This window comes from Dyadobacter ginsengisoli DSM 21015 (assembly GCF_059568735.1).
On the sequence record NZ_JCANTY010000005.1, the window covers coordinates 590,865 to 606,024 of the forward strand.

Sequence of the window (15,160 nt, forward strand, 5' to 3'; positions counted from 1 at the left end):
TTAACGCGCCGGCTGTGCTTCCGGCGCATCTTTGAACCGCCTGTCTTTTCCCCGTAATTTTCCCAAAAACAATACAACAGGAAAAATCACTTTCTTCACAAATGCGGGAATGCCCAGCATATCAAACTCTGTGTGGTATTTCCGGAGTAGATAAGCCGCATCGAATGCGCTTGGGCGACCGTTGCCGTTCTCCCGCGAGGAGCGGTAGATTTCCCCCAGGAAATACTCAATATTATGCGGCGGCCAGATTTCGCCTTTGCAATACAACGTGCCGTCGCCTGCGTTCCAGAAACGGTGGGCAATGCCGGCTTCGAAGGTGGCCGATTCGCCTTTGTGCAAGTAGTAAGGCTGCTCGCCAAGGATTTCGACACCCATTTTGCCTTCAAGAATGTGCAGGCTTTCGTGCTGCTGATGGTGCACATGCATGGGCGGGCCTGCGCCAGGGCTTACCTGGTTTTCAACTTGGATGTACTCCGTACCGTCGCGTAGCTCGCGACCGAGGAAGGTGATCCACTCACCATGACCATTGTCGATCGTAACGGGATATGCCATTGTCATCGTCGCAGTTTCCATTAGTTCTCTCTCGTTTTTACGCCTAAACCATTTAAAAGTACTACGCCCAAAACCAATAATGTACCCAGCCGCACGAGGCTCAGCGTTTCCCAGATTTTGGCGCGGCCGGTCAGATCATCGCTCACGGCAGTTGAGTAGGTCGAAGTAGTAATCGACAAAAGTTCGGGGACAAAATATATCCCGGTAATGACCAGTATCAGCACGTATCCACCGAGTGTGATCAGCAATTGTTTGCGTCGTGGCTGGCGCCAGTTGGTAATCAATGCAGCTGCGAGCAACAAAATGGCTACGGGATGTACCGGCTTCCAAAAGTTACCAGCTTGCAGGCCATACTCGCCCTGAAACATGGAAAGTGAATACGGCGGCGCGGCGGCCCATATGGGTACTACTGCGGCTTGTTCGTAAATGGCGGCGCCGATGATCGTGATAAAGGCAATCGACGCCAGAATGTGCAAGATGTTTGGAAATGATTTCGTCATGAGATTTAAAAGTTCTATTTTTGGACAACGACCTAAAATTAATACGATTTAGGACATTGACCAAATTTTCATGAACGCGACCCAGGAAAAAATTATTAAACGGGCATTGGAGCTCTTCAACCTCAAAGGCATCGAGTACGTAGGCATGCGCGAATTGGCGGCCGACCTTGGCATGCGCATCGGCAACCTGACCTACTATTTCCCGACGAAGGACGATCTGGTTTTCAGCATCAGCCAGGCCTACACCGAGTCCAATTCAAAGATTCACAGCGACTTACCTGTAACGAGTTTGTATGATTTCCTATTCAAAAACAAACTGCTCTTTGAAAATGGCGTGAAATACCAATGCCTGATGTTGAGCATGGTGCATCTGATGGAACAAAACACCCGCATTGCCGCGAACTACCAGGGCAATGTAATACAGAACAGAATGTCCGGGCTGATACACGACATCGGACTTTTGGAAGAAAATAAATACCTGAAATTCAGTTGTGAGGATGATAAATTACTGATCGTTTCCAGCAACAGTCTGCAAAGCCGTTTCTGGCTCTCGGAAGCAGTCCTCACCGAATCCCGGCAGAACCTGGCATCGCTATTGACGCATTATTTACGGATGAAGGCGCATTTGTTGCGGCCTTATGCTACGAAGAAGGGGATTGGGGATATTGATCGGTTTGTGGGGGAATTGTGATGACTTCTGATTTCAGGGCTTACTCCTTTTTACAAGCATTTCCCAACCGATCAGTTCTGCCAGGTCGGCGGCGTCCGCTCGCTCCGCATCCTTCTTTTTCCGATTGGCGTCAAACTGCCGATAGACGATCGCTACTTTTTCCTCCATCTCCGCATTACTAATGCTGCCTTTATCCGTAAGTACCTCTTTATCATTGAATTCAATAATCCGATCGACATTTTCCCGCCAAAAATCCATTTTGATTTGCTGTCTGTTCTTTGCTCTAAGTTCCGCAGTTTCCAGAAACACGGATACGAAGCGATTCAAACTGTCCAGTTCGTCAGCGGTAAGATAATTTCGCAATCACGATGTCCTGTTTACGGACAATTGCACCGGCCCAAGTCGTCAGTCCCATATTAAGTTTCGTGTAGTCAGCCCTGGTTGTAACAATCTCCGCCGCAGTACTTCCCGTTATCGCATACAGCAATTTGTTCTGTGTTTCGGCGAAAAACATTTGCGTTGCTTTGTCAGTCTTGTCATAGTCAATGCTGAGCGCAAAAAGGTCCCGAATCTTCTGATAAAAACGCTTTTCGGAAGCCCGAATATCCCGTATCCGATTAAGAAGTTCATCATAGTAGTCAGGACGGCCATCAGGATTTTTGAGGCGCTCGTCGTCCATGACAAAACCCTTAACAATGTACTCCCGCAAATTATGGTTAGCCCATTGCCGGAACTGGGTACCGCGATTACCTCTCACACGAAACCCAATCGCGAGAATCATTTCCAGCGAGTAGAATGTGACGTTGTAATTCTTGCCGTCTGCGGCAGTTGTCAAGTAATCCTTGACAACTGAATTCTCATCCAACTCTTTATCTTTCAGTATATTAATAATGTGTAGACTGACATTTTGCTTTGAGGTCCCAAAAAGTTCTGCAATTTGATTCTGGCTCAACCAGATATTTCCGTCTTTGGCATAAAGGACCACCGAAACCTTGCCGTTTTCAGCTTCGTAAATGATCATTTCCGGTTGATTCATGCCTCTAACGTTTATGGTGTGATTATCTCAATCGTTCTCAAAACTAAAACTTTCAATCAAAAAAGCCCGTCACGATTACCATCGCAACGGGCCCATTTATCAGAAGGCAAACACTTCCTCCATCCTCCCTTTCCTCCTTAAAACTATCGCCTCCCTTCAATCCACTTCCTCGCATTCACAAACGCTTCCATCCAAGGTGAAACTTCGTCCTTCCGGCCCTCAGGATAATTTGCCCAGTGCCATTGGAAAAGTGATCTTTCGATGTGCGGCATTGTTACCAAGTGACGGCCGGTGCTATCGCAAAGGATGGCGGTGTTGTAATCCGAGCCATTCGGGTTGGCCGGATAAGTTTCGTAACCATATTTGGAAACGATGTTGTATTGATTTTCAGGCAATGGCAACTGGAAGCGGCCTTCTCCGTGCGATACCCATACGCCCAGCGTACTACCTGCGAGCGAAGAAAGCATCACGGAATTGTTAGGCTGAACGGTCATCGACGTAAAAATGCTCTCGTGCTTATGGCTCGCGTTATGGAGCATTTTCGGTTTCTCTTCGTGATCCGGGTTAATGAGGCCGAGCTCGACGAAGAGCTGGCAACCGTTACAAATACCAACAGAAAGCGTGTCTTCGCGTTTGAAGAAGTTTTCGAGCGCGATTTTGGCCTTTTCGTTGTATAAAAATGCCCCGGCCCATCCTTTGGCAGAGCCCAATACGTCGGAGTTCGAGAAACCACCTACTGCACCGATGAACTGAATATCTTCCAGGGTCTCGCGGCCGGAAATGAGGTCGGTCATGTGTACGTCCTTCACATCGAAACCAGCGAGGTACATGGCATTGGCGAGTTCGCGCTCGGAGTTACTGCCCTTTTCGCGGAGTACCGCGGCTTTCGGACGTGGCTTGGAGGCGTCGATCACAGGCTTTTTACCGTCAAACTGCGCAGGAAATTTATAGCGCAGCACATGGTGCTTGTAATTGTCGAAACGCTCTTTCGCGAGACCGTTGCCAGTCTGTTTTTGGTCTAACAAATAAGATGTTTTAAACCAAACATCACGTAGATGGTCGATATCGAAATCCCATTTGCCTGTTGCGTCTTTCACAGTCAGTGTAGAAGCAAGGTTCACGGTACCGATTTTGTGGAATGCGACTCCGCTTTCCGCAAGCACGGCTTCGGCCGATTCGTCGGCCTGGAACACGATACCGATGTTTTCAGCGAACAATTTCTCTATAATATCCTGATCGCCGAGTGCAGACAGATCGATGGATGCACCCAAATCGCGGTCGGCGAAACACATTTCCAGCAACGTGGTGATCAAACCACCGCTACCGATGTCGTGACCCGCCTGGATTTTACCGGCTTTGATCAACTGCTGGATCGCATTGAATGTCGCCTTGAACTGTGCCGCATCCTGAATATCAGGCGTTTCAGAACCAATCTTATTCAGGATTTGTGCGAATGACGAGCCACCGAGTTTGAAACGGTCGCCCGACAGGTTGATATAATAAATAGAACCGCCCGATTTTTTCAATACCGGCTCTACAACAGCTGTGATGTCGTCACAATGACCGCCCGCCGAAATAATGACGGTACCCGGCGCGATGACATCGCCGTCTTTGTATTTCTGCTTCATCGACAGGGAGTCTTTTCCTGTCGGGATGTTGATACCGAGGCTGATCGCGAAATCGGAACAGGCTTGTACGGCTTTGTACAAACGCGCGTCCTCGCCTTCATTTTTACAAGCCCACATCCAGTTGGCTGAAAGTGAAACTGTTGCCAGTCCGTCTTTCAATGGAGCCCAAACGATGTTGGAAAGTGCTTCGGCTACCGCATTGCGGCTACCTGCCGCCGGATCGATCAATGCCGATAGCGGCGCGTGACCAATGGACGTTGCGATACCGTACTTGCCCTGGAAGTCGAGGGCCATTACACCCACATTGTTCAATGGCAATTGCAGCGGGCCCGCAGTTTGCTGCTTCGCGACATGGCCACCTACGCAACGGTCGACCTTATTGGTCAGCCAGTCTTTGGACGCTACCGCCTCCAGTTGCAGCATTTGTTCGAGATACTCGTGCAGTTTTGAAGTTTCATATTGCACCGACTCATAGCTGCGCTCCACGGTTTTGTCGCGCATGTAAGTTTTGGGTGAACTGCCAAACATTTCGTCCATTGCCAAATCCATCGGCTTGGCGCCGGTGGTCGACGATTCGAATGTGAAGCGGTGGTCACCTGTCACCTCTCCTACCGTATACATCGGCGCGCGTTCGCGGTCGGCGATGCGTTGAAGGAAGTCGATATCATCCTGGCTGATCACGAGGCCCATTCTTTCCTGGGATTCGTTCCCGATGATTTCTTTCGCGGAAAGTGTTGGGTCACCAACCGGCAATTTATCGAGATCGATTTTACCGCCTGTTTCTTCTACGAGTTCGGAGAGGCAGTTCAAATGCCCGCCTGCGCCGTGGTCGTGGATCGAAACAATGGTATTGTTGCCGCTTTCCACCATTCCGCGTACTGCATTGGCTACGCGCTTCTGCATTTCGGGGTTGGAGCGCTGGATGGCATTCAATTCAATACCTGAACCGAATGCACCGGTATCGGCAGAAGAAACGGCCGCGCCTCCCATCCCGATCCGGTAGTTTTCACCCCCCATTACCACCACTTTGTCGCCGGTAGCTGGCGTATGCTTTTTGGCCTGCTCAGCTTTACCGTATCCAATACCGCCAGCCTGCATAATCACTTTGTCGTAACCCAGCTTGCGACCGTCTTCCTCATGCTCGAATGTAAGCACCGAGCCGACGATCAGCGGCTGGCCGAATTTGTTTCCAAAATCAGTAGCGCCATTGGAAGCTTTGATCAAAATATCCATTGGAGTTTGATAGAGCCATTTGCGCTCGTCTACTCCTTTTTCCCAGGGACGATTCTCCTCTAAACGCGAGAGAGCGGTCATATATACGGCCGTCCCTGCCAATGGAATCGAGCCCTGCCCGCCCGCAAGACGGTCGCGGATCTCGCCACCTGAACCCGTTGCGGCGCCGTTGAACGGCTCCACGGTAGTCGGGAAGTTGTGGGTTTCCGCTTTCAATGAAAGTACGGATTCAAAATCTTTGATTTCGTAGTACTCCGGCACATCCGGGCGCTTGGGAGCGAATTGCTGCACGACCGGCCCTTTGAGGAATGCTACGTTGTCTTTATATGCCGAAACGATCGAGTTCGGGTTCGTTTCGGATGTTTTGCGGATCAGCTTGAAAAGTGAAACCGGTTGCTCCTCGCCATCAATCACAAATACGCCGTTGAATATCTTGTGACGGCAATGCTCGGAGTTCACTTGTGAAAAACCGAACACCTCGGAGTCGGTCAGTTTGCGGCCGAGCTTTTCGGCAAGACCTGTCAGGTAATCGACTTCCTCGTCATTTAATGCAAGGCCTTCCTGCTTGTTATAGGCAGCAATATCGTCGACTTCCTGAACAGCCTCAGGTTTGATATCAATGGTGTAAATTTCCTGGTTCAGCTCGCTGTATTTCTGCGAAAGCATGGGATCGAAATCCGTGAAATCAGCGATTACCTTCTTGAATTCCTCAATGCGAACGATGCCTTCCAGGCCCATATTCTGGGTAATCTCGACGGCATTGGTACTCCACGGCGTGATCATGGCAGCGCGTGGCCCGACGAAATAATCTGTGAGAACGGTCTCCTTCCGGAGTTCAGCGCCGCCGAAAAGCCAGCTTAATTTAGAGGAATCGGAGGCATCGAGCGTTCGCTCGGTTTGTAGTGCAAAGACGGTTTCGTCCCCGCCAGTGAAGAAGTAAATCATGATGTCCAATTAAGGCGCAAAGGTACGGCTTTTTTGTTTTTTAAACCAGGCAATGAATTGCCTGGTTTAAAAAATCATTCGTACCTCGGGCACTTCCGAGGCCCAGTGCCGGAGGCACGAACGATACTCCAGCCAGGGATTTAAATCCCTGAAAAAGGAATCAGACGGGCGCATGGAAAAGATATTGTTCCTGAAATTCAACGCCGTTCATTACCAGCATTTCTAGATATTCTTGCGGGAAAGTGATTCCGTAATGATGTTCTTCCTGATTTTCAATATATCTGTAAACCCGCTTGATTTCGGCCTTATTGTAAGAGAATGCACCATAACCAACCTGCCATTCAAATCGACTTCGAAGAAAACCTGAGTCATTGAGCCATTTCGAAGACTTCGCCTTCGCCACCTTCATGACCTCTGCAACCGATTGTGCCGGTTTCAGCACAAAAAGACAATGCACATGATCCTCAACACCATTCACAATGAGCGTCTTCGACCCGGTCTCATTAATTAGGTTGCCGATTACTGCAAATAATTCAACCCGCCAAGGCTTATGCAGCCGGGCAGCACGATATTTTACCGCAAAAACACATTGAATGAAGATTTGAGAATAAGAATTGCCCATAAGTCACGGATTTACGTTCAGCGAAAAGCTAAAAACATAAATCGTTGCATCGCAAACCAATGAGCGAACGGCTTCCGCTCAATAAGCCAGCAACCTCCCGCAAGCCACCACCGCTATCCATACCACGATGGAAATCAACGCGCATAAACGGGCGGCACCCGGCAGCTCGCCGGTGGCGCCCCATCGCGTGAATGGCCCGTAAATAAACCGGTGAAACCAGAAAACATTGAGCGCTGCGAGCAGTATCAACGCCATTTTAGTCCAAAAAACGGGATCGGTGCCAAGCGCCTGCGCATTGGTGATGAATAGCAGGAGGCCGGAAGGAATAATGAAGACTAGCCCGCGCTGCGACCAGGGCAGCAAGTACCTTGAAAGCCCCCTGAGAGGCAGCGCACGGGAGAAACCCAGCAGGCGCAGATCGAACAGGAGCGCTGCGCCCACAAGCATGATAATACCTAATATATGTACAATCTCCAAAGCGGGGTACAGCCATAGCGACTGCCTGATCCCGGCTGCCCAGGACGATTTTTCCAGCCATTCCAGCCATTGGTGATATGACTGCACGCCTAGCGGAGTTCGAATTTATCATCACCGACGAAGATGCGTTCAGCCCGCATTTCATTTTTCTCGGTTTTGTGAGGATAGGCAACAAAACGGATTGTGGTGCCTTTTTTGATCATATCCTGATTCAAACCGCGGGACTCCATGCGTGTTATCGGCGCAAGGTACACGACCGTCATTTCCTTTTTGTACTTCACCTTCGCAAGTACATGCGGGTTTTCGTAAGTCACTTCTTCAATTTTTGCTTTAAAATCCGTCGGCTTGGTCTGGTCGTAATCGGCCCAGCCGTGGTGAAGAATCGTAAAGGACGCGCAGAAGAGCAGCGCCATTGCTAACGAAATGTTTTTGAGCTTAGTCATAACCTGCTGATTTTAGTAAAGTTAAAAATAACCAAATCATTGGTTTTTAAAAACTAAACCAAATACAAAGTGCGTGCCAGTCCGGCAAGATGTTTCCGTTATCTTTGCCCGTTCATCAATTCCTGATTCGCCTTGAAACATCTCCTTTTGCTCCTGCTGCTCTCCGCAGCAACCACCACATTCGCACAAGACGGCCGTCTTCCGCTTGATTCCAAAAACAATATCAGCTATACCGACTCCGGCCAGCCCAAATTGAGTCAGGCTGCACTTCATCAAAAAATAGTAGGCTGGGCAGAAAAAAAATTCGGCAATGTCGAAAACGCCATCACCAGTGACGACCAGAACGCCGGTATTATACTCATAACCAGCTACATTCCGGTGATCCATTCCAGCTACCAGTATGTGCGGTTTGATCTGGGGATCAAATACCAGGACAATCAATATGAAGCCCGGATCGCAACGCTGGATGGCATCTCGGCCGTTCGCAGCCCGATCCGACTGAATTCGGGCGAAAACGATGCAATCATTGCGAAAGAACAAGCCGTTAAAACGGAATCCAACCGCAAAAAGAAGAAGGAAGCAGAACTCGCATTGCAAATAGTTAAGGCCGACAATGATGGCATTAACACCTCCCTGTACAATCTGCTGGCCGACTTGAAGGCTCATATTAACGCTGCGGCAACAGAATAATCGGCGGGGTTTAACTATTTCAACCCCCTCCATTTTTTCGCCAGCATCCCGGCAATGACCTCATAGCCCTTGTCGGACGGATGCAGGCCGTCGTACGTCATATTACCCGCCTCCACCGGATAAGGATATTCATCAGTTTCGGGATTGAAAGGCACATCAACGTAGTCGGGATATTTGTATTCTTTGTACGTTCCGGCCTTGGGGTCTTTCAATCGTTTGAAATTGACCATATTATGTAAATCAATGCCACTATCGTGGTATAGATCTACCACAGGTATCTTTTCTTTACCCCCGATCTCAACTACCGCATTTGCGAATTGCTCGAGCGTTTGGTCCTTTTTAGGCTTGTAGGAGCCGAATGCATTGTTCTTGTAACTGTTGATATAAACAAAGTCACCCCGCTGCATAGGTGTAATGAGAATGATTCTGGCTTTTTTATTGAGCTGTTTCAATTTATTGGTAATAACCCGGAATGCCCCATAAACCGTCCCGGTACCATTGCCTTGTTCATAATCTGCGATCGTCCCCAGCGCTTTGCCCTGCCACCAGTCGTTGGTTCCCAGAAACACAGTATACACATCCGCCTTCACCAAACCTAGCGACTCGATTTTGTCTGCGATGTTAACAGATGTCCATCCATTGTGCCCCTGATTAATATATTCTACCCTTGGATACTTTTCTTGAATCAATGTCAGATACCCTTTGGCAACCCGATTGCCGGTTTCATTTTGATGGTCATTCAAGTAGGTGATCGAGTCACCTATGGCCACCCAGGTGATCTTTCGGGGCCTGGAAGCCACCACTACTATTATCAGCACAAGAAACAGCAGAAGTTTTTTCAACATATGGTCAGGGATTTTGGGATTTTCCCTGAAATTTAAAGGAACCATCCGACGCTGCAAATACAGGAGCGTTAAAAAATTCACCTGTCAATCTTCCTCTTCCGGGGAATCCACGATAAAAGATAGAGCCCGGCTAAAAAGCAAAACGATTCAACCGCATTAAACGCCCCGCCAGCCTGGCTGACAGGTCGAACAATCCCTCATTCATAGTAGTATTAATTCACTTCAAATTAATTAATACTACAAACAAACTACACCAATTTGATATAGACAGCCGAAAACAGCAACCCATAGAAGAAACCAATCAGAAAGTTAATAATCTCATATACAGCTAATTTAAAAACAAACAAGACGTAGAAAGTTATTCCACTTCCCCTTCTCACTATTTCTCCAATCATTGCAAGCATACGCTCGGCTCAAACAATTTTAATAAACTAGCGAATTTGTTTTTAATATATGTAGCACTAATATTACACAATCTTGCAAGATGTGGAACAGCCGAAAACCACTTGAAACGAGTAGGCAACAAAAATAACCTCATCAATCTCATGGTATCAATTGGACTTTCCGTTACGCAGCTCCTTCTGTGGCTTGAATCTATTCTTCCTGACGTGGCTATTACCCTGAACTGGTAACAGCTCGGAACGCACAAATAAATAAGGGCAATTCTCGCGAATTGCCCTTATTCTTCTTTATTACCTTAAAAAAGCCCGGTTGCCGTTCTACGGGACCAGCTGAAATTACACAGACTTCCGGTTGACCGACCGGGCCGGTTCAGGCGAAGAAGCCCGGTCTTTGCAGGTAACCGGGATGCCAACTGGCGTCGCGGCGGCGCAATGCGCGGGCGATGGTGAGAATGCGCTCGTGACGATCATTCTGATGAGCCTCGGAGCTCTGAGACGCCAGATATTCACCTACTATTTCCCATTCGAACGAGTCGGTTTTTGAATCATAAATACCCACAGGCACGCGGTTGCCGTCAGTGAGCATTAGGCCCTGTACCGATTGTGCATCCTCCTGCGTAGGGCATCCTACATGCTGATACTGATCGTTCAGGAGGTACAATACCGAGTAGCGGTTCTCGGAATACTCTTTATCCCGCCATCCTCTCGCACTATTAATGGCTTTATGAGCGGCCGAACGCCTGTTGGCACGTACCGGAAAAATCTGTTGAATGAATGCTCGGAAACCTGACGCGGCATTCTGGCTTTCATGGTTTTGTACTTGTTTCATCACTTTTGACTTTAAAATTTACACCGGATCATCCGCTTCACATTCAGCTTATTCAGCAACACGGCAAAATGCAAAATATTTTCATTTTCAACCTATTCGAACATGGCAACAATCAGGGCGCTAATAGTAAAAACTATTATTGTATATCAATAGTTTACAAATTTACGATTTGTTTCAACAATGGATGAAACTTCTTTAATCACTCTATCTATGTATTAGAATTATACTATAACACCTATAAGCATCAATGAGAAAAACGGCTGTTACATAACCTAAAAAGCCATCCGGCTTTATCTCCGGATGGCTTTTATGTAGGCTATTTTTCCACAAGATCACCCGTGATAGGCGTCCTGCATATATGCTTCTTCGATCAGTCTTTTGATATCTTCTTCACATTCCTTTACCCGCAGTGAAATACTCGTGGCGAGCCAGATGGTACATCCGTGGCTGTACCCCATGTAGTACAGGATTTTTTCAACACTTACATTCAAACTTTCGTCGAATTCGCCGGTTACTTTAATAAATCGCATCATGGGTCATAAGTAGTTTGATTTACCTAAATATAAATAAACAACTCCGATTATCCATATTTTTAACTACTAAATTCCTATAAAATGTCACTTCATTTGCCAAGTAGCACATTCAGGAACCTGGTGCTCCGAGCATCTCCCGGAGTACCTGAGCCTGGTTGTAATCTGCGGTTTTCGCGGCATATAATAAAGTAACGACTTGCTGTTCCGAGACCAGCGACTGCAATTCCCGGAACGCGGCTGAGTCTTTCAATTCCTCGTGGTACTGCTCTACAAATCCATCCCAATTCTCCATATCGTGGTGAAACCATTTGCGCAACTCATGGGATGGCGCGACGTCCTTCATCCACCTGTCGACAGCCGCGGCTTCTTTCGTCAATCCGCGTGGCCAGAGCCGGTCAACCAATATGCGGTAGCCGTCGGTTGCAGTCGCGGGTTCGTAAATCCGCTTGGTCTGAATTTTCATAAGCTCGATAGTAAGGAATCAATGTCCCTTAAAGTTAGCCAAGGGTGCGGGTTTACGTCCGATTCCAAACTTATTTTTTATCCTGAATTCGCCTTCGGCAGCTAACGCCTTAAGACCGGCAGGGCAAGGGCCCGGCAACATGTAAAATGTGCCGCTGAAGTGACCTTGTATATATTCGGCGCCATTTACAATGCTGATCTGTGTGATAGTGACACCTCCCTCCGATACGCGCATCCCATTTTTACCACAATCAAAGTTAGCAGAGATCCACCCCGGCTCGCCGCCGTACGACCGGGCAAACTGCGCCCAGGCGCCCCGGTCCGACAGCTCACCATACGCGTAGAGCTGATTGGGCTGGTCGGGATTGATCGGATTGACGAAAATATTCAGCGACTGCGAGGGATTATCGTTCCAGCCGCCCATGTGAATGCCGTTCCCTTCCCGCATAAAGGTCATGTTCTGCCAATCAAATGGTGTACCTCCGAATATACCCCGGAAATAATCTTTACCCACCAGGATTTGCCTGACGACCTGCAACTTCGTTTTCCTTCCCTTGAGGGTGATCTCCGCGACAACGGTGACCGGATTACTCGGTGGGTTTTTGGTGGGCGCCGTGAATGTGGCCTTATACACTTCTTCATAAAACAAGACTTCTTTCCCCCCATTGGATTTAATACTCCCATTGACAGCACCGCCCAGGACCTGCCAGCTCAGCTCCTGCACCTGCAAGTCTCCCGCAGTCTCATTCTCAGCGTGCATTACTGAAAGCGCATTACAAAAATGAAGTTCCAGTTCTACCGATCCGCCCAGTTCTACATATTCTGCCCCCTTAGGCCCTCCGGTCAATTCAAGGTTTTCAATAATGGCCAGCTCATAGGCAGTCCAGTCGCTGAAATGAGGCATAGCCGTCTTGATGGTATGTAAAATTGTATCCACTACGACCTCAGGCGTGCGGTACCATTTACGGTCTGCACCCTGTGTGGCCACCCTGAATGCCTCCGCATCGTTTGCCGACACCCTTTCCGGATCATATTGAAAAGTAAGGGAAGCCGGTTTCGCGAAAATAGTGCCGTCGGGTAAAAATCGGTAGGCCAGGCCCAGTCCATTGGGCGCGTGGTTCGTAATCGGCTGAATGCTGATTTCCGTCGGCTTCGAGAGCGCACCCGCAGGGATCACCAATTGCACCTGATTGTCGGAAGAGTTGATTGTGCCGCCATCCGGGCCAATGGTTTTGGAGGCAACCTGGCCGTCGGGCATGCCGACCTCGGTGCCGCCGCCACTTAGGGGGACTAGTTCCGGGTCCCCACTTTTACAACCGGAAAGCCCGACGGATATCAAAATAAGAAAGAAGAGGAATTTTTGAATTGTTTTCATGGCTTGACAGGATTACTTTGTTCGACACAAAATAACCTGCAATCCTGCACAACCGGCCTGATAATTCACGCCAGGAATATCTCTTTTCACGCCATTGAGTAAACGGTTCCGGGCGTTGACCTACCGTTAACTGGGCCCTCTGAAAGCTGAAGGCGACTGACCGGTTTTGGTTTTGAATATCTTGGTAAAATGAGAAGGGTGCTCAAAACCAAGTTCGTAGGCAATTTCACTGATCGAATGTTCTGTCCCCCAGAGCAATGACTTAGCCTTGTCGATGAGCCGCAGGTGAATGTGTTCCTGGGTGGTCTTGCCGGTGTATCGATTGAGGAGGTCCGAAAGGTAGTTCGGTGAAAGGTTCAGCTCGGAGGCGAAATATTTGACACCGGGCAAACCGGTTTCGATCAGCGTGTCTTTTGCAAAATAGGCATTCAACAACCTGTCAAACTGCTGTACAACATCAGAACTAACCTTGGAACGGGTAAAAAACTGACGGTCGTAAAACCGGTCGCAGTAATTGAGCAGTAACTCGATATTTCCGATGATGAGCTGCTGTGTATGCTTGTCGATGTTCTGGGAATACTCCTTTTCGATCTTATCGACACAATCCCGGATCGTTTGCTTCTCATCCTCGGAAATATGCAATGCCTCGTTGACATCATAGCCGAAAAACGAATATTGGTGTATCTTTTTTCCTAGATCCGATGCATGAAGCAAGTCGGGGTGAATGAACAATGCCCACCCCTCCTCCACTCCTTTTTCATCAATGCTGCCTGTTATGACCTGCCAGGGTGCCGTGAACATCAGAGACCCCTCGCTGAAATCGTAATGCCCCTTTCCATACTTAAGAACACCATGGATTCGCTTACAGGAAATGGTATAAAACCCGAAACGGAAAGCCGTGAGATCACGCGGGCACTGGGCATAGAAATGGCTATTGTCGATCAGGCTGATCAACGGATGCTTGGGCTTCTGGGCTCCGACATAATCGTGTAGCTCGCTAATGGAGGCGATATCAAGATACTGGCTGGTCATAACACGGGTAAAATGAATAAAATCAACCTGCCAGGTGGCCGGAAATCAGGTTTTTGATCGTGAGATCATCCATTTCCTTTCTTGCCTGAAGAAATTGCACGGCGTCGGCACCAACCGGGTAACGAAGCTGCTGGGACTCATCGGATGCTGCTTCATAAATAGCTTCCGCTACTTCTGAAACACGCTCGGACATTGGCCAGCTATCGATCTTGCCGACAAAATCATTGTAGGCAGGTTGATAATCCAACAAATCACCAGCACCAAAAGTTGCCAGCGACCGGCCCGCAAAATCCGTTTTATAGCCGCCCGGCTCCACAATTTTCACACGGACACCGAATGGCTCCAGCTCGAATTGCAGCGACTCGGTAAGCCCTTCGACCGCAAATTTGGTAGCATGGTAAAGTGTAGAGAACGGAAATGCTACCTTACCGCCCATCGACGACACATTGATAATGACCCCGTTGCGGTTTTTACGCATATATGGGAGTACTGCCTGCGTAACTTCGATCAGCCCAAACAGGTTGACATCGAACTGCTGGCGGATCACATCGGCCGGGGCCGCTTCCAAAACGCCCAACGACCCAAAGCCCGCATTATTGACCAGCACATCGATATTACCGAATCGCGCGATCCCTTCTTTCACCGTCTTTTGAATGCTTGCCTTGTCAGTCACATCCAATTGTGCGAGTACCACGTTATCCAGCTCCGCCAATTCCGTTTCCTTTTCGGGCGACCGCATCGAAGCGATCACATTCCAGCCATGCTGTTGAAATAATTTCACGGCATCCTTTCCAAAACCCGAAGAAGCGCCCGTTATCAAAACTGTCTTTGTCATCATTTTTTTGTTTAAATTGATGATACAAAGCTCCCGTGAAACAGGGACACGG

15 protein-coding genes and 1 pseudogene are annotated in these 15,160 nt (G+C 48.5%); 2 read left to right on the top strand and 14 right to left on the bottom strand.

Annotated elements, in window-relative coordinates; all coding sequences use genetic code 11:
* On the bottom strand, window positions 1–573 hold the full coding sequence (locus BP71_RS21030) for a cupin domain-containing protein (protein WP_496382820.1): 573 nt from the start codon (window positions 571–573) through the stop codon (window positions 1–3).
* Window positions 573–1,052: a hypothetical protein gene (locus BP71_RS21035; protein ID WP_496382822.1), complete on the bottom strand. Its 480-nt coding sequence runs from the start codon at window positions 1,050–1,052 to the stop codon at window positions 573–575. The genes BP71_RS21030 and BP71_RS21035 overlap by 1 nt, the downstream gene beginning before the upstream one ends.
* Before the next feature lie 70 nt (window positions 1,053–1,122).
* Between BP71_RS21035 and BP71_RS21040 the strand changes: the two genes are divergently transcribed.
* Complete coding sequence (locus BP71_RS21040) at window positions 1,123–1,743, top strand: TetR/AcrR family transcriptional regulator (RefSeq protein WP_496382824.1); 621 nt, start codon at window positions 1,123–1,125, stop codon at window positions 1,741–1,743.
* A 12-nt stretch (window positions 1,744–1,755) separates the two neighbouring features.
* On the opposite strand, the pseudogene BP71_RS21045 reads toward BP71_RS21040, so the two are convergent.
* From BP71_RS21045 to BP71_RS21065, 5 genes and pseudogenes are all read right to left on the bottom strand, one after another.
* A pseudogene (locus BP71_RS21045) lies at window positions 1,756–2,758 on the bottom strand (virulence RhuM family protein).
* A gap of 143 nt (window positions 2,759–2,901) precedes the next feature.
* Entirely contained in the window at window positions 2,902–6,564 is a 3,663-nt protein-coding gene (gene purL / locus BP71_RS21050; protein WP_496382826.1) for a phosphoribosylformylglycinamidine synthase, read from the bottom strand.
* 160 nt (window positions 6,565–6,724) lie between these two features.
* Window positions 6,725–7,186: an IS200/IS605 family transposase gene (tnpA, locus tag BP71_RS21055; protein WP_496382828.1), complete on the bottom strand. Its 462-nt coding sequence runs from the start codon at window positions 7,184–7,186 to the stop codon at window positions 6,725–6,727.
* A gap of 78 nt (window positions 7,187–7,264) precedes the next feature.
* Window positions 7,265–7,750 (bottom strand): DUF6644 family protein, encoded by a 486-nt coding sequence (locus BP71_RS21060; protein ID WP_496382830.1) that lies wholly within the window; start codon window positions 7,748–7,750, stop codon window positions 7,265–7,267.
* 2 nt (window positions 7,751–7,752) lie between these two features.
* Window positions 7,753–8,106 carry a DUF6152 family protein gene (locus tag BP71_RS21065; protein WP_496382832.1) on the bottom strand — a complete coding sequence of 118 codons (354 nt, stop codon included), beginning with the start codon at window positions 8,104–8,106 and terminating at the stop codon, window positions 7,753–7,755.
* A 132-nt stretch (window positions 8,107–8,238) separates the two neighbouring features.
* On the opposite strand from BP71_RS21065, the gene BP71_RS21070 reads away from it, so the two are divergent.
* A complete protein-coding gene (locus BP71_RS21070) occupies window positions 8,239–8,796 on the top strand; it encodes a DUF4468 domain-containing protein (protein WP_496382834.1) in 558 nt (185 codons plus the stop codon).
* A 14-nt stretch (window positions 8,797–8,810) separates the two neighbouring features.
* Here BP71_RS21070 and BP71_RS21075 read toward each other — a convergent pair whose 3' ends face one another.
* From BP71_RS21075 to BP71_RS21105, 7 genes are all read right to left on the bottom strand, one after another.
* Window positions 8,811–9,638 (bottom strand): SGNH/GDSL hydrolase family protein, encoded by an 828-nt coding sequence (locus tag BP71_RS21075; RefSeq protein WP_496383143.1) that lies wholly within the window; start codon window positions 9,636–9,638, stop codon window positions 8,811–8,813.
* 774 nt (window positions 9,639–10,412) lie between these two features.
* A complete protein-coding gene (locus BP71_RS21080) occupies window positions 10,413–10,871 on the bottom strand; it encodes a hypothetical protein (protein ID WP_496382836.1) in 459 nt (152 codons plus the stop codon).
* A 332-nt stretch (window positions 10,872–11,203) separates the two neighbouring features.
* Window positions 11,204–11,404, bottom strand: coding sequence for a hypothetical protein (locus BP71_RS21085; RefSeq protein ID WP_295934861.1), 201 nt, complete (start codon window positions 11,402–11,404; stop codon window positions 11,204–11,206).
* A 109-nt stretch (window positions 11,405–11,513) separates the two neighbouring features.
* Window positions 11,514–11,867 carry a DUF488 domain-containing protein gene (locus BP71_RS21090; protein WP_496382838.1) on the bottom strand — a complete coding sequence of 118 codons (354 nt, stop codon included), beginning with the start codon at window positions 11,865–11,867 and terminating at the stop codon, window positions 11,514–11,516.
* Window positions 11,868–11,885: 18 nt separating this feature from the next.
* Entirely contained in the window at window positions 11,886–13,241 is a 1,356-nt protein-coding gene (locus tag BP71_RS21095) for a hypothetical protein (RefSeq protein ID WP_496382840.1), read from the bottom strand.
* Between the two features lie 126 nt (window positions 13,242–13,367).
* Window positions 13,368–14,273 carry a helix-turn-helix domain-containing protein gene (locus BP71_RS21100; RefSeq protein ID WP_496382842.1) on the bottom strand — a complete coding sequence of 302 codons (906 nt, stop codon included), beginning with the start codon at window positions 14,271–14,273 and terminating at the stop codon, window positions 13,368–13,370.
* 22 nt (window positions 14,274–14,295) lie between these two features.
* Window positions 14,296–15,108, bottom strand: coding sequence for an SDR family oxidoreductase (locus BP71_RS21105; protein WP_496382844.1), 813 nt, complete (start codon window positions 15,106–15,108; stop codon window positions 14,296–14,298).
* Window positions 15,109–15,160: the final 52 nt, after the last annotated feature.